At 71.9% G+C, this 24,023-nt stretch carries 22 protein-coding genes; 12 read left to right on the top strand and 10 right to left on the bottom strand.

Going from position 1 to position 24,023, the window contains the following annotated elements; translation table 11 throughout:
- Nucleotides 1–30: 30 nt before the first annotated feature.
- The 4 genes from VM889_03625 (at nt 31) to VM889_03610 (ending at nt 2,766) form a co-directional block, all read left to right on the top strand.
- On the top strand, nt 31–327 hold the full coding sequence (locus VM889_03625) for a hypothetical protein (protein HVL47625.1): 297 nt from the start codon (nt 31–33) through the stop codon (nt 325–327).
- A 98-nt stretch (nt 328–425) separates the two neighbouring features.
- Nucleotides 426–1,097 (top strand): hypothetical protein, encoded by a 672-nt coding sequence (locus tag VM889_03620; protein HVL47624.1) that lies wholly within the window; start codon nt 426–428, stop codon nt 1,095–1,097.
- 42 nt (nt 1,098–1,139) lie between these two features.
- A complete protein-coding gene (locus VM889_03615; GenBank protein ID HVL47623.1) occupies nt 1,140–1,751 on the top strand; it encodes a peptidase C39 family protein in 612 nt (203 codons plus the stop codon).
- Between the two features lie 34 nt (nt 1,752–1,785).
- A complete protein-coding gene (locus VM889_03610) occupies nt 1,786–2,766 on the top strand; it encodes an NAD-dependent epimerase/dehydratase family protein (GenBank protein HVL47622.1) in 981 nt (326 codons plus the stop codon).
- Here the strand turns inward: VM889_03610 and VM889_03605 are convergent.
- Nucleotides 2,751–3,209 carry a toprim domain-containing protein gene (locus VM889_03605; GenBank protein ID HVL47621.1) on the bottom strand — a complete coding sequence of 153 codons (459 nt, stop codon included), beginning with the start codon at nt 3,207–3,209 and terminating at the stop codon, nt 2,751–2,753. The two genes, VM889_03610 and VM889_03605, sit on opposite strands and share 16 nt — an antisense overlap.
- A 353-nt stretch (nt 3,210–3,562) precedes the next feature.
- Nucleotides 3,563–3,874 (bottom strand): ubiquitin-like domain-containing protein, encoded by a 312-nt coding sequence (locus VM889_03600; GenBank protein HVL47620.1) that lies wholly within the window; start codon nt 3,872–3,874, stop codon nt 3,563–3,565.
- 89 nt (nt 3,875–3,963) lie between these two features.
- On the opposite strand from VM889_03600, the gene VM889_03595 reads away from it, so the two are divergent.
- The 5 genes from VM889_03595 to VM889_03575 are packed head-to-tail and all read left to right on the top strand — an operon-like array spanning nt 3,964 to nt 8,844.
- Nucleotides 3,964–5,922, top strand: a complete 1,959-nt coding sequence (locus VM889_03595; GenBank protein ID HVL47619.1) for an AMP-binding protein — start codon at nt 3,964–3,966, stop codon at nt 5,920–5,922.
- A gap of 26 nt (nt 5,923–5,948) precedes the next feature.
- Nucleotides 5,949–6,107 carry a hypothetical protein gene (locus tag VM889_03590; protein HVL47618.1) on the top strand — a complete coding sequence of 53 codons (159 nt, stop codon included), beginning with the start codon at nt 5,949–5,951 and terminating at the stop codon, nt 6,105–6,107.
- Between the two features lie 37 nt (nt 6,108–6,144).
- Complete coding sequence (locus VM889_03585; GenBank protein HVL47617.1) at nt 6,145–7,185, top strand: ABC transporter ATP-binding protein; 1,041 nt, start codon at nt 6,145–6,147, stop codon at nt 7,183–7,185.
- Entirely contained in the window at nt 7,182–8,015 is an 834-nt protein-coding gene (locus tag VM889_03580; GenBank protein ID HVL47616.1) for an ABC transporter permease, read from the top strand. The genes VM889_03585 and VM889_03580 overlap by 4 nt, the downstream gene beginning before the upstream one ends.
- The gene (locus VM889_03575; protein HVL47615.1) at nt 8,005–8,844 is read left to right on the top strand and encodes an ABC transporter permease; all 840 of its coding nucleotides are present in this window, start codon (nt 8,005–8,007) and stop codon (nt 8,842–8,844) included. Before VM889_03580 ends, VM889_03575 begins: the two co-directional genes overlap by 11 nt.
- On the opposite strand, the gene VM889_03570 is transcribed toward VM889_03575, so the two are convergent.
- The 3 genes from VM889_03570 to VM889_03560 form a co-directional block, all read right to left on the bottom strand.
- Nucleotides 8,838–10,280 carry a S8/S53 family peptidase gene (locus VM889_03570; GenBank protein ID HVL47614.1) on the bottom strand — a complete coding sequence of 481 codons (1,443 nt, stop codon included), beginning with the start codon at nt 10,278–10,280 and terminating at the stop codon, nt 8,838–8,840. The two genes, VM889_03575 and VM889_03570, sit on opposite strands and share 7 nt — an antisense overlap.
- A gap of 55 nt (nt 10,281–10,335) precedes the next feature.
- Nucleotides 10,336–11,418: a phosphate uptake regulator PhoU gene (locus tag VM889_03565; GenBank protein HVL47613.1), complete on the bottom strand. Its 1,083-nt coding sequence runs from the start codon at nt 11,416–11,418 to the stop codon at nt 10,336–10,338.
- A gap of 79 nt (nt 11,419–11,497) precedes the next feature.
- Nucleotides 11,498–12,373, bottom strand: a complete 876-nt coding sequence (locus VM889_03560) for a hypothetical protein (protein ID HVL47612.1) — start codon at nt 12,371–12,373, stop codon at nt 11,498–11,500.
- Nucleotides 12,374–12,479: 106 nt separating this feature from the next.
- Here VM889_03560 and VM889_03555 point away from each other — a divergent pair, with 106 nt between their 5' ends.
- From VM889_03555 to VM889_03545, 3 genes are all read left to right on the top strand, one after another.
- Nucleotides 12,480–13,220 carry a hypothetical protein gene (locus VM889_03555; GenBank protein ID HVL47611.1) on the top strand — a complete coding sequence of 247 codons (741 nt, stop codon included), beginning with the start codon at nt 12,480–12,482 and terminating at the stop codon, nt 13,218–13,220.
- Complete coding sequence (gene ccsA, locus VM889_03550) at nt 13,217–15,748, top strand: cytochrome c biogenesis protein CcsA (protein ID HVL47610.1); 2,532 nt, start codon at nt 13,217–13,219, stop codon at nt 15,746–15,748. The genes VM889_03555 and ccsA overlap by 4 nt, the downstream gene beginning before the upstream one ends.
- Nucleotides 15,749–15,900: 152 nt before the next feature.
- Nucleotides 15,901–16,374 (top strand): acyl-CoA thioesterase, encoded by a 474-nt coding sequence (locus VM889_03545; protein HVL47609.1) that lies wholly within the window; start codon nt 15,901–15,903, stop codon nt 16,372–16,374.
- Nucleotides 16,375–16,421: 47 nt separating this feature from the next.
- Here the strand turns inward: VM889_03545 and VM889_03540 are convergent, their stop codons facing one another.
- The 5 genes from VM889_03540 to VM889_03520 all read right to left on the bottom strand — a co-directional run bounded on the left by VM889_03540 (nt 16,422) and on the right by VM889_03520 (nt 23,999).
- On the bottom strand, nt 16,422–16,892 hold the full coding sequence (locus VM889_03540) for a pyridoxamine 5'-phosphate oxidase family protein (GenBank protein ID HVL47608.1): 471 nt from the start codon (nt 16,890–16,892) through the stop codon (nt 16,422–16,424).
- Between the two features lie 47 nt (nt 16,893–16,939).
- A complete protein-coding gene (locus tag VM889_03535) occupies nt 16,940–18,718 on the bottom strand; it encodes a hypothetical protein (protein HVL47607.1) in 1,779 nt (592 codons plus the stop codon).
- 66 nt (nt 18,719–18,784) lie between these two features.
- The gene (locus VM889_03530; GenBank protein HVL47606.1) at nt 18,785–20,533 is read right to left on the bottom strand and encodes a hypothetical protein; all 1,749 of its coding nucleotides are present in this window, start codon (nt 20,531–20,533) and stop codon (nt 18,785–18,787) included.
- Nucleotides 20,530–22,269: a hypothetical protein gene (locus VM889_03525; protein ID HVL47605.1), complete on the bottom strand. Its 1,740-nt coding sequence runs from the start codon at nt 22,267–22,269 to the stop codon at nt 20,530–20,532. The genes VM889_03530 and VM889_03525 overlap by 4 nt, the downstream gene beginning before the upstream one ends.
- Entirely contained in the window at nt 22,266–23,999 is a 1,734-nt protein-coding gene (locus tag VM889_03520) for a hypothetical protein (GenBank protein HVL47604.1), read from the bottom strand. The genes VM889_03525 and VM889_03520 overlap by 4 nt, the downstream gene beginning before the upstream one ends.
- Nucleotides 24,000–24,023: the final 24 nt, after the last annotated feature.

Raw genomic sequence — 24,023 nt, 5'->3', positions numbered from 1 at the left:
CGCCTATGTTCGAGGAGGTCGAACCCTGGGGTGGCCATGAAGACCCGCCGATTGCGGCTGAGGGAGCTTCTCGGCAGCCGCGAAGAGGGTTTTGCCCTGCGGGAGATCGAAGACATCTTCGAGATCGACCGCTCGACGCTTCTTGCGGACCTCCGGCACCTCCAGATGTCGCTCCGGCACGCGGAGGAGCGCCTCTTCATGGTCCCCGCGCGGTGCGACGCCTGCGGGTTCATCTTCGCGAGCGAGGAGCCCAAGGCGCCCTCGAAATGTCCCTCCTGCAAGCGGCGCGGGATCCTCGACCCGGTGTTCAAGGTCGCCTCGGCCTGAAGGCCGGTTATTGAAGTCTCATTCTCGAAGCGCGAAAAGGCCTTCTATATCCCGACCCGTCCCGATCCGGGGTCCCGGCCCCTGGGAGACTGGAAATGATGAGACTCAAGGCTACATTTTGCGTCGCGACCACCGCGCTCGTGCTCCTTCCGACCGTCCTCGCGGCGCCGCCGCGGGTCGTCGAAGACCCGGCGGATGCCGACCTCGGCCCGCTCGACATCCTCGGCGTCTGGATCACGAGCAATGGTCAGGCGATCACGGTCACCGCGGCCGTCCGAGACCTGTCCCAGCCCGATCCCGTGGCGCACAACCTGGATTACTACCACGTCGCGGTGCGCCTGTACCGCTCGCATGCAAGCGCCGCGGACATCGACCTCCACGCGGAAGTCTACCTCCGGGAGACGTCCCACCGGGGCCTGCCGAACGCCCGCTACCTCGGCATGCCGCGCGAATCCCCGCACATCCCCAGCGAGCCGGGCACGTATGCATGGCTTCACACCGGACACGCGCACCGGTACTACCTCGACGACGTCACCGTCCGCTTCGACCCCGGAAGCTCGACGATCACGTGGACCGTCCCCTACACGATGATGCGCCAGGGCTCGGTGTTCGCGCCGGCGAAGGTGGCCGACCAGGTCTTCCGCTCGAACGAGGTCCTCAAGGGGTCCCAGCAACACCGAGGCCCCTTCGCTGAGACGATGATGACGTACGCGGGCCTCACGGTCGACGAGGTCACGCACCCGTCCGACTACTCGGTCACGCTCGTGTAGGCGGCCGGACCTGTTTTCTACCCACGGGGCCCTCGGGGCCCCGTGGACGTCCCTTTCTACAAGCAGACGCTCGACTTCTCGTGCGGTCCCGCCTGCCTTCTCATGGCGCTGAAGGCCCAGGACGCGGCGACCCCGCACAGCTTCGAGCTCGAGGTGGACCTCTGGCGCGAGGCGACCATCGGGGCCGTGCCCGCGACGATGCCGCACGGCCTCGCGCTCGCCGCGTGGCGACGCGGATTCTCGACGCGGCTCGTCGTCTCCTCGACCAACCCGCCGTTCGAGGCCCGCATCCGCGCGCGGATGTACGTGGGGCCGTGGCAGGACGCGCTCGGCCGCATCTGGGACGACCTTCGCGCCCGCACCCTCGCGGCGGGCATCCGCGAAGAGGTGCGACCCGTCGCGCTCGCGGACGTCGACCGCGCGCTCGACGCGGGCGAGGTCCCCATCATCCTCACCGACACGGGCCACTTCAGCGAGGACGAAAAGGACATCCCGCATTGGGTCGTCGTGGGCGAGCGCTCGCACCGCGGCTACGTCGTGCACGACCCGCTCCACGACACCGCGGCCCGCGCCACGCTCAACGCGAAGGATCTCGAGGCCGCCCTCGGCTACCAGGGGGACCAGGCCCTCGTCGCCGTCGGTCCGAGGCGTTGAGAAGCGTTTTCAGCACAGGGGGCGTTCGCGGGCCGTGAGCGATCCCCTCCCCGGCCGATTCGCGGGGCGCCGCGTGTACGTCACGGGCGCGACAGGCTTCATCGGCGGCCACCTCGTCGACGCGCTCCTCGCGGAGGGCGCGGAGGTCACCGCCCTCGCCCGGCCGTCCGAGCGCGCGAAGGTGCTCGCGCTCAAGGGCGTCGCGGTGCACGAGGGAAGCGTCACCGACCCCCGATCGATCGTCATCGAGCGGCAGGACATCGTGATCCACGGCGCGGCCTGGGTGGGCTACGGCATCCCGCGCAGGAAGCGGTCCCTTTTCCGCGCGACCAACGTGGACGCCACGCGGCACGTCCTCGACGCGGCGCGCGCGGCGGGCGCCCGGAAGGCGATCCACGTGTCGTCCATCGCGGCGCTCGGCCGCGCGCCGGGCGTCATGACCGAGGAGACGCGGACGGACCGCGCGCCGATCTCCCTCTACGAGGAGACGAAGCGGGCGGCGCATGCGATCGCGCTCGAGTATCCGGACCTCCAGATCGCGCTCCCGATGCCGGGCCTCGTCGTCGGCGTGGGCAGCGCGTTCGACCCGCTCCTCGCCGCCGCCGCGCGCGGGCGCGTTCCGGTCGGCCTCGCGGGCGACGCGACGAAGGGGTGGGTGCACGTGCGCGACGTCGTCGAGGCCACGCTCGCGATGGCGGCGGGTCCCGCGCGCGGACCGTTCCTCCTCGTGAGCGACAACATGCCGACCTCGGAGTTCTTCGCGCGTTTCGCGAAGCTCGCGGGCGCGAAGCCCCCGAAGGCGCTCGTCCCCGCGGGTCTCCTGCGCGCGGGCGCGACGCTCGTGGAGCGCGCCTACAACGCGGCCGGCCGGACGCCGCCCGTCTCGGGAGAGCTCCTCCGGGGCCTCTCCATCCCCATGACCTACGACGCCTCGCGGGCCCGACAGGCCCTCGGGTGGAGCCCGGATCTCTGGGGTAACCTTCGCCGGGATCTCCCGGATTACAGGGAGATGTGACGCGGCGCGACGCCCCCGCGCCGCTCGGCGAGCGTGAGGCCGAAATAGGCGTCGACGCGCGTCCCGACGTAGGCCGACAGGGCTTCGACGTCGTTCACACCCGTGTCCAGGTTCGAGCGGATCCGATCGCGATAGGCCCGGTCGACGCGGGCGCCGTTCGCGAAAAGGAGCCTGGACAGGTCCTCGACGAGGCGTTCGCCCCGACGATCCCAGTCCGTGAGAAGGATGACGCGGCGCGGCGCGGCCGCAGCGACGGACTCGCAGAGCGAGACGAGGCTCACGCCGCGGTTGACGGCCGTCACGACGCCCGCGCACCCGAGGGCGCGCAGGGCCGCCACGTCGCGCGGGCCTTCCACGAGGATGGGCGCGTCCGTGTTCGCGTCCACGAGCTCGTCGAGGACCGCGAGGAGACGGTCGAAGCGCTCCCGTTCGAGGGTGGGCAAATCCGCTCAGGTTTCCCCTGGTGCGGGAAACGGCATAAAGATGGCGGGAACGCGCCTCGAACGATCGAACCCGCGCTCAGTAGCGCGCGAACAGCGTCAGGACGGCCATCGAGACGCCGAGCGAGCCGAGCCCGATCGCGACCGCGATGACGGTCCCGAGGTGGGGCGTGAGGCCGCCGAAGCCGTACCACAGGTTCGCGCCGAGGGGGAGGGCGAGGAAGAGGCCCGCGATCGCCGTGATGACGCCGACGAGGATGACGGTGCGGCGCCACGGGTCCGGGATGTCGATCGGGTGACGGGACTTGAGCTTCTGGAGCAGCTCAGACCACCGGGCGCCAAGAAGCCGGGCCCCGTCATGAACCTTCCGGGGCCTCGGGCCGCCGGGGGCCGGCGCCGAGGGGCGACACCTCGACGATCGCCCCGGGAGAAACGACGTCGTCGGCGTCGCGCACGCGCAGGCCGTTCACGACGACCGCGACGTCCCGCGCGAGCGTCGCGAACTCCCCGCGGCCCTCGAAGGCGTGCTCGACCACGTCGGACGCGCCGAGGCGCACGCCCGCGAGGCGCAGGCATTCGCCGACCGTGTCGCCGAAGACCTCGACCTCGAGGGCCTCGAGCGCGCCGAGGGCGTCGCCGAACTCGGGGGAGAAGCGGACGACCGGCATGCATGTGGCTGCAATCTGCCTTGGTATGAGCCCATTGGCGCGGCCGTCGATACGGAGGCTTGAAGGTCGCCCCTCGCCTTCCCCGCGCGATGGCGGACCCCGCGGGGATCGTGTGGCGGCCCACGCCCGAGATCGCGGCCGAGGCGAACGTCGCCCGATTCATGCGGCGCGTCGGCGCGAAGCGCTACGAGGACCTGCTCGCGCGCTCCCAGGGGGACGTCGCCTGGTTCTGGGGCGAGGTCGAGCGCGACCTCGGCTTCGACTGGTACGAGCCCTACAAGGACGTCGTGGACGAGTCCGCGGGCGTCATGTGGGCGAAGTGGTTCGTCGGCGGTCGCACGAACATCGCGCTCAACTGCGTGGATCGGCACGCGACGGGCCCGCGCCGCAACAAGCTCGCGATCGTCTGGGAAGGCGAGAACGGCGAGGTGCGGAAGCTCTCGTACCGCGATCTCTCGGTCCTCGTGGACGGCCTCGCGAACGTCCTTCGCGCGCGCGGCATCGGGAAGGGCGACGCGGTCGGCGTCTACATGCCGATGATCCCCGAGGCGGCCGCGGCGCTCCTCGCGATCGCGAAGGTGGGCGGCATCTTCGTCCCGCTCTTCTCGGGCTTCGGCGCGGACGCGATCGAGAAGCGCCTGAAGGACGCGGACGCGAAGGCGCTCGTCACGGCCGACGGGTTCCTCCGGCGCGGCGACCCCGTTCTCATGAAGGAGATCGCGGACGAGGCCGTCAACCGCGTGCCCTCGGTCGCGACGGTCGTCGTGCATCGCCGCCTCGGCGAGCTCGCGGCCGTGCCGTGGCACGACGAGCGGGACGTGGACTGGGCCGAGGCCGTCGCTTCCGCCGGGACCCTCCGCGCCACCGAGCCGATGGATGCCGAGGACCCATGGATGGTCATCTACACGAGCGGCACGACGGGCCGACCGAAGGGCTCCGTGCACGTCCACGGCGGGTTCATGGTGAAGGTCGCGCAGGAGGTCGCGCACCAGGTCGATCTGCGCGAGGACGACATCCTGTTCTGGTTCACGGACATGGGCTGGATCATGGGGCCGTGGGAGATCGTCGGCGGCCTCGCGCTCGGCGGCACGGTGCTGCTGTACGAGGGCTCCCCGGACTGGCCCGCGCCCGACCGCCTGTGGTCGCTCGTCGAGCGCCACGGCGTCACCATCCTCGGCATCTCGCCCACGCTCATCCGCAGCCTCATGAAGCACGGCGACGAGCCGCCGCGGGAGCACGACCTCTCGTCGCTGCGCATCCTCGCCTCCACCGGCGAGCCCTGGAACCCCGAGCCGTGGCTCTGGACCTTCAGGGAGATCGGCGGCGAGCGCTGCCCCATCATCAACCTCTCGGGCGGGACCGAGGTCGGCGCCTGCTTCCTGTCCCCGACGCCGCTCACGCCCCTCAGGCCCACGAGCCTCGGCCACCCCGCGCTCGGCATGGCGGTCGACGTCGTCGACGATGCCGGAAACCCGGTTCCCCGCGGCACCGTGGGCGAGCTCGTCGCGAAGCGTCCGTGGCCGGGCATGACGCGCGGGCTCTGGAAGGACCCCGAGCGCTTCATCGAGACGTACTGGTCGCGCTGGCCCGGTCTCTGGTACCACGGCGACTTCGCCTCGATCGACGCGGAGGGCAACTGGTATCTGCACGGCAGGAGCGACGACACGATCAAGATCGCCGGAAAACGCGTCGGACCCGCCGAGGTGGAGAGCATCCTCGTCGACACGGGTCTCGTCGTCGAGGCGGCCGCGATCGGCGTTCCCGACCCGGTGAAGGGCGAGAGCGTGCATGCGTACGTCATCCTCAAGCCGGGCGTCTCCGCGACGCCCGAGGTGGAGGCCAAGCTCGCGAAGGCGGTCGCGGAGGCGCTCGGGAAACCGTTCAGGCCCGCGGGCATCCATCCGGTGCGCGATCTGCCGCGCACGCGCAACGCGAAGATCCTCCGGCGGGCCGTCAGGGCGCGCGCGACAGGTCGCGAAGCGGGCGACCTCACGGCGCTCGCGAACCCGCAGGCCCTCGACGAGATCCGGCGGGTCACGGAAGGTTGAAGCGTCCGCGCGCGCGAGCGTGGAGCATGCCCACGCGCCACGTCACGAAGCGCGACGGTCGCCTCGAGGGCGAGCCCGACGTGGACCACCTCAACGAGGCCGAGCGCCTCGCGAAGGAAGCCGAACGCGACCTCACGAGCCTGAGCGCGCCGCCGCCGCGCGCGAAGGAACCGCGGTCCCGCTGAGGACAGACTCAAGAAGCCCGAGCCCGTTCGCCCGCGCGTGCCGGAACCCGCGATCCGGGCGCAGGCCCTCGTCCGCACGTTCGACCGCAAGCCCGAGCAGGGCATGGGCGCCGCGATCAAGCGCCTCGTGGGTCGCGGACCTCCGAAGGGGACCATCACCGCCGTGGACCACGTCGACCTCGAGGTCGCGCGCGGCGAGTTCTTCGGCCTCCTCGGCCCGAACGGCGCGGGAAAGACCACGCTCGTGAAGCTCCTCTCCACGCTCCTTCTTCCATCCTCGGGAACCGCGGAGGTCGCGGGCCTCGACGTCGTGAAGGACGCCGACGCGGTGCGGCGGAAGGTCGGGGTCGTGCTCGGCGGCGAGCGCGCGCTGTACTGGCGCCTCACGGGACGCGAGAACCTCTGGTACTTCAGCCAGCTCTACGACATGCCGGCGAAGGACGCCCGCCGTCGCATCGACGCGCTGCTCGACGTCGTGGACCTCGCCGACCGCGCCGATGAGCGCGTCGAGAACTATTCGAAGGGGATGAAGCAGCGGCTGCACGTCGCGCGCGGCCTCCTCAACGACCCCGACGTGCTCCTCCTCGACGAGCCGTCCATCGGGCTCGACCCCCACGCGGCGCGAAGCGTCCGCGCCCTCGTCAAGGATCTGACCACGAAGCATGGCAAGACCGTCGTCCTCACGACGCACTACATGTACGAGGCCGACCAGCTCTCGGACCGCGTCGCCATCATGAGCCGCGGCCGCATCCTCGCGGTCGGCACGCCCACGGAGCTCAAGGAGCGCTATGGCGGCGCGCACGCGCTCGTCGTCGAGGTGGCGCGCGCCGGCGACGCCCTCGCGGCGCGCCTGGGCGAGGTGCCGGGCGTCGCCCGCGCGACGGAGGCGGGACACGATCCCGCGCGCGGCGTTTCGCGGTTCCGCCTCCTCCCCGTGGAGGGTGCGACCGAGAACGGGCTCGCGGCCGCGGTCGCGGAGACGGTGAAGCGCGCGGGCGCCTCGCTCATCGAGTACCGCATCGACCGGCCCACGCTCGAGGACGCGTTCGTGCGGGCCACGGGGGAGACCCTGGAATGACGACGACCGCGTGGGGCCGTTCGATCCGCGCGGCGCTTTACAAGAACTGGCGCCTTTCGATCACCTATCCGACGTGGCTCCTGCAACGGCTCCTGTCGCCCCTCGTCTGGGTCGCGATCGCCGTGTACGCCTACACGGGCGTCGCCGACCCCGCGCGCATCGCCGAGGCGTTCGCCGAAGCCGCCGGCACGACCGGCTTCACCGGCTTCCTCATCCTCGGGCAGACGCTCTTCTCGTTCTTCCTCGGCATGAACTGGCGAGGCGGCATGGCCATCCAGCGCGAGCGCTGGTACGGCACGCTCGAGATCGTCATGCTCGCGCCGACCTCGCGCGTCGCGTTCATCCTCGGCGAGAGCGTCTACGGTCTGCTCGACTCCGGTTGGACGGTCCTCCTTGCGATGGTCATCGCGATGTTCGCGTTCGACGCCCGCTTCACCGTCGCGCACCCGGAAGCCGCGCTCCTCGCCGTCCTCCTCGCGCTCCTTGCGATGGTCGCCCTCGGCGTGTTCTTCTCGGGCTTCTACCTCCTCACGCGCTCCGCGGGTCCCCTCTCCTCCGCGGTGCAGGCGCCGATCCGCTTCCTCGCGGGCGTGCAGTTTCCCGTAAGCGCGCTCCCGACCCAGATCCAATACGCGAGCTTCGCCATTCCAGTGACGTACGGCATCGCGGCCGTGAGACGCGTCTTCCTCGCCGGGGGCGACATCGCCGCCGTCTCGGGCGAGCTTCTCGCGCTCGCCCTCTCGACCGTCGTGTTCTTCGCGATCGGAGCGTATCTCATCGGCCGCATGGAGAAGGAGGCGAAGAGGCGGGGGACGCTCCATGTCTATTGAGACCTACGCGCGGACGTTCCGCGGGACCTACGTCCTGAACCTCAAGAGCCAGTTCCGGTTCTACACGTGGGCGGGCTGGCTCGTCGCGGAGCTCATCGGCCCCTTCATGCTTTTTGCCTCCGCGTGGGTCATCGCCCGCATCGTCGCGGGAGGCGGCACGCCGCCGCGCTTCCTCGAAGCCACCGGCTATCCGGACTACCTGGCGTTCGTGCTCCTCGGGCTTGCGTTCAACGGGCTCGCGCAGACCGCGCTCGAAGGCGGCGGGAACGCGGTCTATGAGGAGGAAAGCGCGGGGACGTGGGACCTCGTCGCGCTCACGCCGATGAACCGCTTCGTCTGGATGTTCTCGAAGACGCTTGCGGGCCTCACGGCGATGCTCCTCGACACCGCCATCGTCGTCGCCGTCGGGGCGATGTTCGTCTCGCTCGTCCTCACGCCCTCGAGCGTCCTCGTCGCGCTCGCGGGCCTCGTCCTCACGCTCTTCGCGCTCCAGGGCTTCGGCTTCCTCATGGCCGCGGCGGGCCTCATCTGGAAGCAGCCGTTCGCGCTCGCGATCCTCCTCGCGCCGATCGTGATCCTGCTTTCGGGCATGATGTTCCCGATCTCCGCGCTTCCGGGCTGGGCGCAGGTCGTCAGCATGGCCTTCCCGCTGACGCATGGCATCGAGGTGGCGCGCGGCGCGCTCCTCCTCGGCCTCGGCTTCGCGGAGCTCGCGGGTCCGTTCACGATGCTCGCGCTCACGGGCGCCGCCCACATGGCGGTCGGCTACACGGCGTTCCGGATCATGGAGCGGCGCGCGCTCGCCTCCGGCAAGCTCGGCCGCTACTGAAGGGCGAGCGGCGCGGGAACGTCCGCGAGCGGGCCCGTCACGACCCCCGACTTGATCGCGTGGACGCGGGCGTACTCGCGGTCTGCGCCGGGGCGCTTCGGAAGCTCGGACTCTCCCGCGAGGACCTTGACCGCCGCTTCGATGGAGAGGTGGTTGACCTCGCCGTAGCCCTGCCAGGCGAAGCGGGCGTCCTCCGGGATCGCGTCGCCGGGGACGACGCCGCCCGCGGGCTCGGCGCCGCAGGCGCGGCCGTCGCTCGGGTCGTTCGTGGGCTTCGCGAGGGCCGTGTGGTAGAGCACGTCCTTGAACTCGCGCAGCGTGAAGACGCCGTCCGCGAGCGGGCCCGCGGCCGGGAGCGTCGCGTTGCCGTCCGCGCGCGCGAGGACGACGGATTCGTCGGCCTTGCGGAGCGAGTCCCACGCGCCCGAGGGGAGGGTGAGCGTCGAATCGACGACGGCGCCGACCGCGGTGTGGCCGAGGATGCGGCGCGCCTCGAGGAGCATCTTGGCGCCGCCGCCCGCGCTGAAGGGCGTGGCGCTCGACGTGCCGCCGCCCGTGTCGGCGATCTTCGCGGTGGACGAGGCGCTCGCGGCCGGGTTGTCGCAGCCGTCCGCGGAGATGTAGGGGTCCTGGTTGTGCCAGTGCGACATCTTGTCGTTGTCGTTCGCGCCGACGCTGATCGCGTCCGGAACGCCGGACGTGCCGCGCAGCCACGAAGGGAAGCCGAGAAGACCCATGTTCCCCACGCCGTTGCCGGTCGAGGCGAAGAAGGGCTTCGCATGGCTCGCCTTGACGTACGCCTCGATGCCGCCATTGTCGAGAAGGTTCGGCACGAGCGGGACGATGCTGTAGGGGCTGATGCCCGCGGAGATCGAGATGATGTCGATCCACGGCTGGTCCGCGGCCCACGCCACCGCTTCGGGCGAGAAGCCCTGGACGATCACGAGGTCCACGTCGTCCGCGCCGCCGATCGCGATCGTGTTGCCGGCCGCGCGGCTCGTCGTCATCGTGCCGTGCGTGTAGCTCTTCGGCTTGTCGAGGATGAGGGGCCAGCCGTCCAGCTTCTCGGAGCGGAACGAGATGGCGCCCACGACCTTCGTGCCGGGGAAGGTGTAGAGCTTCTTCGCCTCGAGCGCGTCGAGCGCGGCGCGGTTCTTCGCGACCGCGGGCTCGAAGTCCGCGGCGTCGAAGTCGAGGCGCACGACGGTCGCGTCCGCGGGGAGGTACGCGGGCGGCTCGAAGCCGGCGCGGCGATACTCCTCGTGGAAGAGATTCATGCCCGTGTCGATGACGGCGATGACCACGCGCGGCTTCGCCGCGTCGGTCGTCGCCGGGTCTACGGGGTCCTGGGACGGGGCGTCGTTCGTGCCGATGCAGCCCGCGAAGGCGGCGGCGATGAAGGCGGCCGCGAGGGCCAGGGCGGAGGCGATGCGCATGGCCTCCGGACCCGCCATCCCCTTCTAAAGGACTTCTAGCACACGTCGCCCCGGGTCATCCCCGCCGCGACCGCGGCTCCTTCTCGTCCACGGGGCGGCAGAGGGCGGAGCTCCGCTCGAGGTACCGGTTGATGCCGATGACGGCGATCTCCGAGCCGTATTCGGCGATGCGGCGCAGGCTCCAGAGGATCGCGCGGAGGCTTGCGACCTGGGCGGGATCGTCGGAGGCGTCCACGATCTCCCTCAGGAGATCCTCCTCGCTCGCCTCGACGCGGGCCTTCGCCTCGATGGCCTTGTTCGCGAGGTGCATGTCGTGCACGAAGATGGAGGCGAGCGCGTCCGCCACGATCTGCGCGCTCGTGTCGCTCGTTTTTCGAAGACGTCGGACGACGGCGGGGTCGAGCGCCCGGCCCGAGTCGAGGATCTTGACCGCGTTCCGCGCGATGTTGTCCGCGTAGTCCGCGACGTGCTCGAGATTCTTCGCGATGAGACGGTTGCCCACGATGGGGAGCGAATCATGGATCCCGATCTTCTCGGCGAGCGACGGGTCGGCCTGCGCGCTGAGGAGGAGCCTCAACGCGAGCCAGTAGATCATGTCCGCCTCGTCCTCGCGGCCCACCGCGTCCTCGGCGAGGCTCTTGTCCTTCTTCTCGAGGGCCTCGATCGCCTCGCGCTGCATCGTCGCCCCGATGGTGTAGAGCCGCTTGATGACGGTCTCCATCGGGAAGCGCGCCGCGTCGATCGAGCACTGGAGCTCGATCTCGTCGGGCGTCTCCATCATGATGCCGAGGCCCATGAGCTTGCTCACCGCGCTCCGGACCTCCTGGATGTGCTCGCTGCGGATGCGCGACTTCGACTTGATGCGCAGGTGGTTGCGGCCAATCACGTAGTTGCCCACGACCACGCGGCCGAGCATCCCGACCTCGTCGCAGAGGTCCGCGTTCACGACATATTCGATCTGCGCGGGTCCGCGCTCGGCTTCGCCCACGCGGCTCGGCATGACGCGGAGCGTTCCGTCCTTCAAGGGCTCGAAGAGCACGATGTCGCCCTTGCGCAGCCCGTTCGCCTCCGCCCACTCCTTCGGGAGCGATACGCTCAGCGTCGAGGCGCCAACCTTCTGGACCTTGCGGGACTCCACGAGAGTCTATACCTCACGATTTCATATATAGACATGAGGCTGAATCTACGAACAAGGGCCCAGAGGGGCATACAAGCTTTTAGCCGGAGCCCCAGGGGATCGGGACGTCGGCGGCGGCGACGAACACCTGGTGCATGTTCCCCATCCCCGCGCCTCCGCCCGTGAGGTGGAAAACGTGCGTCGCCCCCGGGGCAAACCCGCCGGCGGAGCGTGCCGACCCGAAACTACAGTGGCACGATGTCGAGGTCCCGTCGACGTCGAGCCGCATGGCGTGCGAGGCCGCGAGGATCCCGGCATGGAACGTGCCGACGATCGTGTGATGGCCCCGGACTTCGAGCGTCGAGGCCGCGGCCACGTGCGCGCCCGCGGGCCGCGCAGCCGCGATGACGTCGGCGGCTCCACGGAAATCGCTTGTCCCGTACGCCCGGATGGCGTCGCCTTCGACGGATGCAACGTCCGCCGGGCCCGCGCTCCGCACAGCCCAGGCCCATCGCGCCCCGCCGGAAGCGAGGAGCACGAGCCGCGCCGTCTGTCCTGTTTCCTGGCCGGGAACGCTGTTGTATTCGAAGCGGACGGCGGCCCCCCACCCATTCGCGATCGACGGGAGGCTCGTCTCGACAAGCGGGTCGCCAAGGATCGCGCCGTCCACGACGAGTTCCGAGCGGCCATCGTTGTTGATGACCTGCGCCATGCCCGCGAGGCGCCCGTTCGGCGCGTAGGCCGCGATGGCCGCGTGCCCCGGGCTCGCGATGTTGTACGATACGACCTCGACGTGCGTGCGATGCGCCGCCATCGAGACCTCGAGGGCGACCCACCCCGCCCCGGGCCCTCCGCCCTCGACGATCGGGCTCGTCCCCTTCGGATCGAACGTGTCCTCGGTCCCCGCGGCGACGAAGGGCGCAAGGAGCGCGAGGGCGAAGGCGAAAGCGAGCGGGCGCGCGGGGAGACGACGCATGCGCCGCGAGGCGCCGGTCGCCTCATAGCGCCGCGCCCTCCGTGTCGGCGGGGATTTCGCGGCACCACGCAAACCGTTTAAAGAGCGGCGTCGCCTAGCGCGGACGATGCGACGCCTCGCGACCCTCGCGGTCCTCCTCGCGCTTGCGGGCGCGGGGCTCGCCGGGAACGCCGCGCCCCGCGCGGCCTTCGTCGCAACGGGCGCCGGGGAACTCGGGGTTGTCTTCGACCGCGCGGAAACCGTCGCGGGCGTCCCCGGCGCGGGCGTGGACGCGGTCGCGGAGGCCTACGCGGCGGCGCTGCGCCGCGCGCTCGAGCGCCCCCCCGGCGTTTCGCTCGACGTCTCCTCCCTTCTCGGAGCCGAAGCCGTGGAGGTGCGCGTCGTCGCCTCGGGCGCGAACGCCACCCTCGAGGCGCGCCTCGTGGACAGAGGGACCTTCGCGACGCGCGCGGCCGCGCCCGCCGCGCACGCCCATCCGGCGACGACGTTCCGCTTCGCCGTGTCGCCGCGGGACGCCGCTTCGCTCGCCGTCGTCGTGGTGGCCCTCGGGCCCGATGGCGTCGTCCTCCAGTCGGCCGCGCACGCTCTCGACGACGACCGCACGACGCGCCAGTCCGCGCGCGCGGTGCTCGTGGAGCGCATCGGCCCCGCCGCGTGCGACGGGTGCGGGACGGTGGATCTCGCCCTTCTCCGGCTCGAAGGGGAACACGGGCTTTCCGCGGCCTCGGCGGACGCCGCGCCCCGCGGCTACGTCGGGACGGTGGATGCCGCGCGTCTTGCGGCCGGGCTCGCGCTCGGCGGCGCCCTCGCGGCCGCGCTCGTCGCGTTCGGGAGGCGCGCCGCGTGATCGCGCCCGGGGACGCCGTCCTCGCGCTCGCCGCGCTCGCGGGCGCCGTCGCCGTCGCCACCTCGACCGGCGTGGCCCTCGGGCGCTTGGGGCTTGCGAGGCTCGCGGACCGCGCGCTCGCCGCGCACGTCGCCTTCCTCGGGCTCGCCCTCGCAACCCTCGTCGCGTCCTTCGTCGTCGCGGACCTCTCGATCGCGTACGTCTGGGACCACACGTGGGTCGGCTTCCCGCCGCACTACCGCCTCGCGGGCCTCTGGGCCGGCGGCGAGGGCACGCTCCTCCTCTGGGCCCTCCCGGCGGCGGCCGCGCTCCTCGTCGAGGCACGAACGCCGCGCGGGTCGCCGGCTTTCCGCCATGCCTGGCGCGCGCTCGTCGTCGGCGTCACCGCGGCCTTCGCGCTTGCCCTCGCGGCGCACGGCCTCTTCGCGCCCACGGATCCGATGCTCGCCGCCGCCGTGCCCGAGGGACGCGGCATGCCCGAGAGCCTCGTGACGCCGCTCATGATCATCCACCCGCCGCTCCAGTTCGTCGGGTACGCGCTCGTCCTCGTCGCCGCGGGGGCGGCCGTTTCGGGCCTCCTCACGGGAGACGGCGCCTGGATCTCCCGCGCTTTCGCGTGGGCGCGTCCCGCTTGGCTCGTCGCGACGGTCGGCCTCGGCCTCGGCGGGCTCTGGGCGTACTACGCGCTTTCCTTCGGGGGCTTCTGGGCGTGGGACCCCGTCGAAACGGCGAACCTGATGCCGTGGCTCGCGCTCACCGCCTTCCTCCACGCCGCGAAACCGCGCGAGCGCTTCGGCGACCTCGCGCTCGCCGCGCCGACGCTCCTTGCGGGGGCCTTCTGGCTCACCCTCTTCGCCTCGTTCGCGACGCGTTCGGGCCTCTGGGTCTCCGTGCACGCGTTCACGGACCCCTCGACCCGCTTCGACCCCGACCCGCTCGCGCGGACGCTCGCGCTCGTCGGGACGAGCGAGCCCACGGCGCTCTTCGCCGCGCTTCTCGCGGCGGCCGCGCTCGTGACCGCGGCCGCGCTCGTCCTCGCGGCCTCCCGCGGAGGCCCGCTCGCGCTGCCGGCGCGCGCGGTCGCGGGGGCGCTCGGCCTCGCGGCGGGCGTCGCCGCCGTCGATCCCCGCCTCGCGCTCGGCGCGCTTTTCGAAGCCGGGGCGGCGCTCCCGCTCCTCGGTCCCGCGGAGGGCGTCGGGCTCCTCGCGCTCGCGATCCTCGCGGGGCCCGTGATCGCGCTGCATCTCGCGCGCGACGGCGATGCGCCGATGCCGGACATCCTCTCGCAACGCGCGCTCCTCGCGGCCGCGGCCGCGCTCCTCGGCCTCGCCGCGGCGGTCGCGTTCATCGTGAACTTCCAGGTCGTGAACGCGATCGACCGCTCGCCGTTCGACGAGCGCGCGCCGTTCGTCGCGATCCCGCTCGTGATGGTCCTCACCGTCGCGCTCGCCTCGCGCACCCTCGGGCGACGCGGCGCGCTCGCGCTCGCGGCGGGCGGCCTCTTGCTCGGCCTTGCGGGCTTCGCCTCGTTTCCCGACCGCGCCGTCGTCGCGCTCGCGCTTCCCGTCCTCGCCGCGGGCGCCGTCGCCGCGTTCCTCCGCATGCTCGTCGCGGCGCGCGCGCCCGGCGGGTCGCGGCGGCGCGACATCGGCGGCGCGCTCGCGCTCGCGGCCGCCATCTTGAACATGGCCTTCTGGTCGAACCCGCCGACCGCGCTCGGCGGTCTCGGCGCCTTCCTCCTCGGCTTCGGCCTCGCGGCGGCCGCCTTCGTCGCAAGCGCGCTCGCGCTCGCGGGCGCCGCCCCGCGCGTCGCGCGCCTCGCGCCGTGGCTCGCGCTCGCCGGACCCGCGCTCCCGCTCGCCGCCGTCGCGGCCGTCCTCCTCGCGCGCTCGGCGAGCGGGACCCGGACGTTCGCGGAGGCGCTGCCGAACCTGCGCCACGCGGGCATGCATCTCGCGCACCTCGCGCTCGTGTTCGGCCTTCTCGGCTACGCCGTCTCCACGTACGGCGCCGCGACGGGCGCGTTCGCGGAGGTCGCGCCCGGCGAGACGGTGGCCGTCGGCGCCTGGACGTTCACGTTCGCCGGCGTCGAGAGCCGTGAAGGCGTCGGCTTCACCGAGCGCGTGGCCGTCGAGCTCGACGCCGCCCGCGACGGCGCGCGCGTCGCGACGCTCCCCGTCGCGCTCGAGTGGAGCCACCTTCCGCCCATCGGCCAATACGTCGCGCGCCTGCACGTCGAGCGGACGCTCCTCGAGGACGTCTACGTGCACCCCGCGCGCTTCCGCACCGCGGACGACGGGTGGGTCGAGCCGCGGCCCGGCGCGTTCGAGCGTTTCTCGAGCGACCGCGTGACGGCGGCGGCCTTCGAGGTGCGTGTCCTCCCGCTCATGACGTTCGTGTGGAGCGGCCTCACGCTCATGGCCTTCGGGATGACGCTCGTCGTCGCCGCGGCCGCGCTCGAGCGCCGCGCCGGGCGCCGGAGCGCGCCGCGGGCGCGGCCCCTCGCGGTCGTCGCGCGGGAAAAATGAGGAACCCGGGATGGGAGGCTGGGTCGGGGGCAGGATTCGCGCCCGGGCTCCTGGCCCGAGGTCGCCTTCCGCGGCCTTGGCCCCGCCGCTCGGACTGTCGCGACAGTATAGACTCCGAAGGATTCAGGAGCATGAGCCCGCTTGCGGGAAGCATGACCGGCGAGCGCCCGATGGGCGAGACGCGGACGCGCATGGTTCGCCTCATGATGCCGACCGACGCGAACCCGAGCGGGAACGTGCACGGCGGCGCGATCATGAAGTACGTCGACGAGGTGGCGGGCATCGTCGCGCACCGCCACTGCCGGCGCAACGTCGTCACGGCGCGCATGGAGCGCATGGACTTCCACGAGGCCGTCTTCGTGGGCAACGTGCTCACGCTCGACGCGATCCTCGCGCACACGGGCCGCACGAGCATGGACGTCGTGGTCCACATCACCGCGGAGGACATGGACACGGCCGAGGTCGTGCACACGGGCACCGCGTGGCTCACGATGGTCGCGCTGAACGAGCGCCACCGGCCCGTCCCCGTCCCGCGCGTCGTCCCCGCGACCGAGGAGGAGAAGCGCCTCTACGAGGAAGCGCGCAACCGGCGCGAGGCGCGGAAGAAGGAGGAGAAGGGAAGGTAGGGTTCGGGGCCTTCGGTGGTGCTCATCGCGGGCGCGCGGCTTTGCGGTCACATCCCGCGCGTCGCGATGCGGTCCGCGTCGGCGTTCCGGGGACGCGCGCTCGAGCGTCCCGTGATGACCTCGGGCTCGAGCTTGAGGAAGCGGAAGCCGGGCTCGCCCGCGCGGCGCGGCTCGCCGTGCTCCGTGACGCCGTAGGCGGGCGGCATCGGGACCGCCATGAGCGCGTCCATCGCGCGCGCCGCCTCCTCCTGGAAGTCGACAGGCCTGATCGGGCCGCTCGCGATCACGCTCTCCCATTCGTCCTCGCTCCATGCGCGGACGACGGTGAGGCACGCCTCGCGCGTGCGGGCGATGTACTCGTCCTTGAGGCCCGGGTTCGCGTGGAACCAGAACGTGCGCCCGTCGTACGCGTAGAAGAGCGGAATGACGTAGGCGCGTCCGTCGTCCGCGAGGCCGAGGTAGCCGAATCGGTTCCCGGTGATGAAGGCGCGGACCTCCTCGTGCGTCATCTCGCGCATGGCGTCCGCTCGCGCCGGGCGCCGCTTGAGGCTTCTGGCCGATTCCCTCAGTCGACGCGCGCCGCGATGACGTCGCAGTCGTTGAGGGTCTCCACCGTGGCCGTGCCTCCCGCCTCGTAGCGCAGGTGCAGGTCGGGCGTGCACACGGCGAAGCCGGGCGAGCCGGCGGGCATGAACACCGAGGTCGGTTTCAGCATCATGCCCGAGAGGCCGTAGCGGCCCACGACGCCGTTGTCGAGGTCGAGCGCCACTTCGATCGGGGTCGTGCCCGTCACCACCATGCCGTTCGTCGCGCACTTCTGGAGCCCGGTCGGAATCTGGGACGTGAGCGTCAGACACGGATTCCCGTATCCATCGAGCGGAATGACGCCGCTTCCCCAGTCGGTGAGGGGCGTGAGGCGGACCTTGATCTCGTTCCGCCGCAGGGCGTTCGTCGCGGATTGCATGAGGTAGCTGCCGAAGAATTCGCCGCGGGCGTTGTAGTAGTCGTCCGCGATGGGCCGCGTACCGCTCTCGTAGGGGTCCTCGCGGGTCCGGACCGCCCCGATGAATCCGTCCTCGTTGATGTCGAACCAGACGCCGGCGAACAGCTCGAACGAGAGGACGCCGGGGAGCATCGTCTGCGATCCGTCGGGGTTGCGGCCCGGCATCGGACCCGAAAGCGTCGCGGCGTGACCGCCGACGGGGGACCAGAGCGGAAGGAGGTCGACCCACGGCATGTAGCCGTTCGTGAAATCGCGTCCCGCGTTGCTCGAAAGGCTTCCGGGGCGGGACTCCTGCGGGTAGCCGACGTAATGCTGGGACGTGACCATGCGCAGGGGGCCATGCGCCTCCGTGTCGCCCTGGAACGGCCCGACGCGACACCCGTTCGGGCAGTAGCCGACGCTCGGGCTTCCGAGCTCGTTCGTCCACGGGGACACGAGCACCCTGTAGAGCGAGGCGACCGGCCCCGACGCGACCGCCGAATAGCGGTCCACGTCCACGAGCGACTCCGACGTGGTCGTGTAGGGACGCTGGCCGTTCGGCGCGAGGAACGGATTCGTCACGGTGGTCACCGTGGCGTCCTGGAAGAGCGAGCCGTCGGTGAAGATGACGTGCGTGACGTACTGATTCTCGCCTTCCGACCGGTAGGCGATCTCGGAGGAGACATACTTCAGGTAGAAGTCCGGCGTGAAGGCATCGGGCCGGTACATGTGGGTCGGCATCGGGTGCGAGCCGGGCTCGACCCAGACCGGGATGCGGGCCGACGGGATAGACTTCCATTCGTTCGAGATCTTGGGCTTCGCGGCGGAGTGCTGCCCCGCCCAGTGGACCTGGATGATCTGGTCCCCGTTCGCATCCGACCAGTAACCATACCAGGCGCTGAAGGAGCCGCGCCCCGGCAGGATGACCTCGGGCACGGCGCCGCCGGTCATGCGGTGGAGGTTCATGCCGCGCTGGGCGTCCGCGACGAGGACGTAGTGGTTGTTGCTCTGCCCTGTGCCGCCGCCGCTCTGCACGGACTCGACGTCCCGGCGCACGGCGCCGACGTCGCCCACGGGGTCGCCCGGACCCTCGGAGAAGTACACCGCGTCGAGCATCCGGACGCCCACGCTCGGCGCTCCGACGCCTCCGACGCTCTCGAGCGGGCACGTCGCGTCGCCGCCGCGGGCGGCTTCCGCGACGCAATTCGCTTGCCCGAGGGGCGCCGTGCTGAAGCCTTCGGCGATCTCGCGGTCCGTGTAAACGTTGTAATCCGAGCGGATCTCGGGGTTCTGGGCCGCGCCCGCGAACGGCGCGGCGACGAGGACGGCGAGGACAGCAAGGATGGTGACACGGCGAAGCATCTGGAGGCCTCCGGCTCCGCAGTGGGTCGGGCGGCACTTAAGCGCTTCCCCCACCGGTCGGACCCGTCAGACCGCGTCGACCCGGGCGAGGCGGTCGCAGTCCGAGACGTCCTCGGCGAAGGCCGAGATGCCCGCGCCGTAGCGGACGTGCACGGGGCCCGCGCACGCCTCGAGTCCCGGCGACCCGGCCGGGAGGAAGAGCGTGTAGCGCGCAACGTGGCGACCTTCCTCCGTGGGCCGGTGCGAAAGGGGAATCGTGATCACGGTCCCGCCCGTCGCGAGGACGCCGTTCGCGCAGTTCGCGCCCGGCATGGAGCCGACGCCGCCGCAGATGGGCATGCCCAGCTCGTCGAGGAGGAGGACGCCGCCTTCCCAATCCCCGTCCGGCGCGATCCGGACCGGGAAGCTTCGCAAGGTCTCGGTGCTCGAAGGCGAGGAGACGGGTCGGAAGGGGACGAACTCCCCGCCCGAGGCGAGATAGTCGTCGCCGAAGGGCCGCGCGCCGCTTGCGTACGGATCCCCCGCGCGTCCGACCCGACCGTTCCCGTCGAGGTCCCGCCACGCGCCGGTCCACGCCTCGATGACCAGATGCGTCCCGGGAAGCGCGGTCATCCGCCCGTCCGCCGTACGCCCCGAGAGGGGCCCGGCGAGGGCCGCGAAGGGCCCCGAGCCCGCCGCCTGCAGGATGCGGAGGTCGAGCCAGGGCGCCCAGGCGTCGAGATGCTCGGCGTGGCGGCCCGCGCGCGAAGCGCCGGATCCCGGCGCGTGCTCGATCTCGTACGCCGCGTAGAGCGAGGCCGCGGCCGGGCCCGCAAGCGGCTCGAGCGGAGTTCCGGCGGCGGCCTCGGGACCGGGACGGCACGCCGCGGGGCAGAGGCCGAGGCTCGGACTTCCGAAGGCGTCGACGAGGGGCGCGAGCGTGCTGCCGTAGAGGAGGGCCACGGGGGCGGGCGCGGCCGCCGGGTACACGTCGATGTCCACGAAGGAAGCCGGATGGGGCTTCATGGGCAGCGCGCCGTCCTCGCTGGGCGCGAAGACCGGGTTCGAGACGACGACGCTGCGGAGGGATCGCAGGAGCGACCCGTCGGGGAAGATGACGGGGGAAGCGTCGAACTGCGCGAACCCGTCCGCTGCGGGCGCGTAGGACGCGCTCATGAAGTCATACGCGAACACGATGTCGGGCTCGTAGGGCGCGGGGCGCGAGGTGCTCGTGACCGCGGGGCGCGAACCCGGCTCGATGAACGCCACGAGGGGCGCGTCCGCGACGCCGACCCACTCGTTGTCGGGCGGCGGATTCGACTGCGCGGCCCCGGAGACGCGCACGCGACCGTCCCCGTCCGTGTCGTTCCATCGACCGTACCACGCGCGGAAATGGCCGATGCCGGGCCAGACGACGTCCGGCGCGAGGCCGCCCGTCGCGCGGTGCGGATTCGTACCCCGCGTCGGCTCCGCGATGAGCATGCCCGACTGCGTCGTCGGCTGTTCGACGAACGACTCGACCGCGGACTTGGGCTCGGTGGGACCGGGAGCGAAGTACGTCGCGTCCAGCATGAGCACGCCCGCGACCGGAAGCTTCGCGTTCGTCGCCGTCGGGGGACACGCCGGCGTCCCGCCCTCGCGGGCCGAGGCGACACAGTTGCGCTGACCCGCCGCGTCGAGGTCGAGACGGTTCGGCTCCCTCACCTCGCCCGTCATGTCGAGCGTGTAGGGGCCGGTCCACGGCTTCACGCGCAGCAGGTCGAGGAGGCTTGCGCCCGCGGGCGCCGCGGCCCCGACGAGAACCAGCGCCGCGAGGACGAGCGCGCCGCGTTTCACAGGGCCTCCCCCCAGCGTCCGAAGACGTCACAGTCGGCGACGCGATCCACGCGCGGATCCTCGATCGGTCCGTGCCGCAGGTAGACGGCCGCGACGCACACCTCGAAGCCGGGCGATCCGGCGGGGAAGAAGAGCGTATGTCCCCCGCGGTAGCGTCCGCGGTCGGTCATGCTCGAGAGGGCCGTGAGGTTCAAGGGCTTGTCGCCCGTGTGGAGGGCGCCGTTCGCGCGGCAGTCGGCGACGTTCGTCCGCTGCGTCCGGCCCGGACAGATGGGGAGCCCTTCCCGGTCGAAAAGCCCGACGCCGGCGCCCCAGGTCGCAAGCGGCCGCGCCACCATCTTGACGGCGAACACTTCCGCCGTGGTCGACGCCGTGGCGGTCGGGAAGCGGCCGATGAACTCGCCCGCGGCCTGCGCGTAGTCGTCGGGCGAGGGTCGCGCGCCCGCCGCGTAAGGGTCCTCCCCCGCGTCGCCGATGAAGCCGTCGCCGTCGAGATCGTGCCACAGGCCGTACCACACCTCGAGCGCCACGAAGCCCGGCGCGGGGGCCGGGGCGCCCGTCGCGTCGCGGCCGACGAGAGGCCCGGCCGCGAGCGAAGCGGGACCGGGACCGGGCGACGTGAGGAGGCGGAGGTCGACCCACGGCGTGGGACGCGCGACGTAATCCGCGCGCCGGCCGGCCGCCGTCGAATTGCTCGCCTCGTCCCATTCGGGGAGGGTGCGGGCGTAGCCCAGGCTCCACGCGGCGCCGGCGGGCCCCGCGAGCGGCTCGGGCGGCGCGAACGGACCCACGGCGCATCCGCCGGGGCAGAGTCCGAGGCTCGGCGAGCCGAGGTCGTTCACGGGCTTCGCGAGCGTCGCCGCGTAGAGCGCGCTGACGGATCCGGGAGCGGCCGCGGGGTAACGATCGACGTCCGCAAGCGACGTCGCGCCCGGCGTGTACGGGCGACCGAGGCCGTCGGGCGCGAACACGGGGTCCGTGACCGTGACGATGACGATCGTCTGCAGGAGCGATCCGTCGATGAACACGATGGGCGCGAGGTGCGCGTTGTGCGCGGACTCGCCGACCACCTGGTAGGCCTGCGAATAGATGTCGAAGCGGTAGAACACGTCGGGCGCGTCGTCGCCGGGCCGCCACGTGCTCGTGAGCGTGGGGCGGCTTCCCGGGTCGATGTACGAGGCGACCTCGCCGCGCACGCCGACGAACTCGTTGCCGGGTCTCGGCTTCCAGGCGTTCCAATCCACGTCGGCGTCGCCGTCGTCGTCGAGATCGCTCCAGTACCCGTGCCAGGCGCGCAGGACGGCGCGGCCCGGGAGGATGACCTCGGGCGCCTCGCCGTCCGTGCCGCGGTGCGTGTTCGAGCCGCGGAAGACGTCCGCGAGGACGTAGCCCGTGGCATTGGTGCCGTCGCGGGAGGCCTTCTCGGCGCCGCTCGAGGGGTCCGACGGGCCTTCGCCATGGTAGACGGCGTCGAGGATGCGGACGCCCACGGTCGGGTACAGCTCGCCGGTCGGGCGCGAGGGGCATGCCTCGGAGCCGCCGGCGGCCGCCTCCTCCACGCAATTGCGCTGGCCGAGGAGGGCGAGCGCGGCGCGCTGCGGCTCGCGCGCCTCGAACGAGAGGCGGACGCGGTACGGCGCCTCGATCGGGGACGTCGCGACGAACTCGTCGATGATGGCCGTCGCGACGGGCGTCATCGCGAGAAGCGCGACGAGGGCGACGACGCGTCGGGTCACGGGTGACCCTCCCATCGCGCGACGACGTCGCAGTCGTGGACCCACTCCGCCTCGTTCACGCCGTGGCGGAGGTAGGCGGGCGCCATGCAGGCGGTGAAGCCCGGCGAGCCGGTGGGCAGGAGGAGCGCGCTCGAAGAGACGAGGCGGCCCGGCTCGGCCGCGACCAGGTGCAGGGAGAATTGCAGCGGAGCGCTGCCGTGCACGCCCCAGAGCCCGGGCTTGAGGCACGAGAAGATGCCGTCGAGGAGCATCTCGTTCCCGCACTTCACCGAGCCGTAGAAGTTGTCGAGCACCACGACACCCGACCAATCGGAGTCCGGCGTGAGCGTGAGCGCGACGTTCCACGCGCGCGCAGGACTTTCGGGCGAGGTCGGGTAGATGCCGTGGAATTCGCCCCGCGGGTCCGCGTAGGCGTCCGGCGTCGGGCGCGTGCCGCCCGCGTAGGGGTCCTCGCCCGGAGCGCCGACGAAGCCGTCGCCGTCGAGGTCCTTCCAGAGACCGACCCACGCGTGGAACACCAGGACCCCGGGCATCGCGGAGGCGCGCCCGTCCGCGGCGCGGCCCGGCACGGGACCCGCGAAGCGCGACGCGGACCCGCTCCATGGGGCCCACGCGGCCGCGAGGTCCGCCCAGGGCGTGTAGCTCGCATTGTACTCCGCGCGCCGACCCGCGTTCGAGGCGCCGCTTCCCGGCAGCCATTCGCGCGCCGGCGGCACGTACTGGCCGGCCGCGAGGGCGCCGACGGGGCCCTCGAGCGCGGTGCCCGTCGCGAAGGAGGGCCCGATGCGGCACTCGCCTGGACACGAACCCACGGAGGGGCTCCCGATCGCGTTCACGGGCGTCGCGAGCGTCGCCCCGAAGATATCCGCGACGGGGCCGGGCGCGGCGGCGGCCGCGACGTCGATGTCGACGAGCGACGCGTCCGTGAGCGTGTAGGGGCGCTCGCCGTCGGGTTGGAGGATGGCTTCGGCGACGGTGGTCGTCCGCACGCTCTGGAGGAGCGACCCGTCGAGGAAGACGACGGGGCTCAGGCCGATGCCGACGTAGCCTTCGCCCGCCTGGGCGTGCGCATGGTTCGAGTAGTCGTGCAGGAGCGTGACGTCCGGCGCGTCCGCATGACCGCGCGACGAGGACATGAGGCCGGGGCGCGACCCTGGCTCGATGTACGCGACGAGCGTCGCCTCGCGCTCGGGAATCCACTCGTTCGTCGGGGTCGCCTGGCCGTTGACGTCGAAGGCGATCCGGATGCCCCGGTCGCCGTTGGTGTCGTTCCAGACGCCGTACCATGCGCGGAGCGTGTAGCGGCCGGGGAGGATGATCTCCTCGGCCTCGCCGCCCGAGGCCGCCCGCGGGTTGGCGCCGCGCATGAATCCCGCCGGTACGGCGAACAAGTTGCCGGGCTCGTTCGCGGTCGTCCCGGCGTCGCCCACGGGATCGCGCGAGCCTTCCTGCATCGCGCTCGCGTCGAGAAGGCGCACGCCCGAGAAGGGTCGCTTGCTCCGCACGACGGACGGACATCCGGGACCTCCGCCGGCCTCGGCCGCGGCGGCGCAGTTGCGCTGGCCCTCCGCGTCGAGCTGGCGAGCGTTGCGCTCGTCCACCTCGAGATGGACGGGATGGGTGTAGAAGGAGGAGATGCCGACGACGCTGATCTCCTGCGCCGCCGCGATCGGCAGGCTGGGTGAAAGCGCAAGGAGCGCGAGGACGAGGAGCGGGACCGCACGGTGCACGAGGGAGCCTCCCGGCCGCGAGTC

The sequence above is a fragment of the Candidatus Thermoplasmatota archaeon genome (assembly GCA_035540375.1).
Lineage (GTDB): Archaea > Thermoplasmatota > SW-10-69-26 > JACQPN01 > JAJPHT01 > DATLGO01.
The sequence above is the reverse complement of the archived record's forward strand: the minus strand, read 5'-3'. Positions and strand labels throughout refer to the sequence as shown.

Excerpts from the sequence above, each read along its gene's own strand:
- VM889_03560 (HVL47612.1), bottom strand. The coding sequence starts at position 12,373 with ATGCGTCGTCTCCCCGCGCGCCCGCTCGCTTTCGCCTTCGCCCTCGCG.
- VM889_03600 (HVL47620.1), bottom strand. The coding sequence starts at position 3,874 with ATGCCGGTCGTCCGCTTCTCCCCCGAGTTCGGCGACGCCCTCGGCGCG.
- VM889_03545 (HVL47609.1), top strand. The coding sequence starts at position 15,901 with ATGACCGGCGAGCGCCCGATGGGCGAGACGCGGACGCGCATGGTTCGC.
- VM889_03535 (HVL47607.1), bottom strand. The coding sequence starts at position 18,718 with ATGCTTCGCCGTGTCACCATCCTTGCTGTCCTCGCCGTCCTCGTCGCC.
- VM889_03555 (HVL47611.1), top strand. The coding sequence starts at position 12,480 with ATGCGACGCCTCGCGACCCTCGCGGTCCTCCTCGCGCTTGCGGGCGCG.
- VM889_03580 (HVL47616.1), top strand. The coding sequence starts at position 7,182 with ATGACGACGACCGCGTGGGGCCGTTCGATCCGCGCGGCGCTTTACAAG.
- VM889_03570 (HVL47614.1), bottom strand. The coding sequence starts at position 10,280 with ATGCGCATCGCCTCCGCCCTGGCCCTCGCGGCCGCCTTCATCGCCGCC.
- VM889_03575 (HVL47615.1), top strand. The coding sequence starts at position 8,005 with ATGTCTATTGAGACCTACGCGCGGACGTTCCGCGGGACCTACGTCCTG.
- VM889_03595 (HVL47619.1), top strand. The coding sequence starts at position 3,964 with ATGGCGGACCCCGCGGGGATCGTGTGGCGGCCCACGCCCGAGATCGCG.
- VM889_03620 (HVL47624.1), top strand. The coding sequence starts at position 426 with ATGAGACTCAAGGCTACATTTTGCGTCGCGACCACCGCGCTCGTGCTC.
- VM889_03590 (HVL47618.1), top strand. The coding sequence starts at position 5,949 with ATGCCCACGCGCCACGTCACGAAGCGCGACGGTCGCCTCGAGGGCGAG.
- VM889_03540 (HVL47608.1), bottom strand. The coding sequence starts at position 16,892 with ATGCGCGAGATGACGCACGAGGAGGTCCGCGCCTTCATCACCGGGAAC.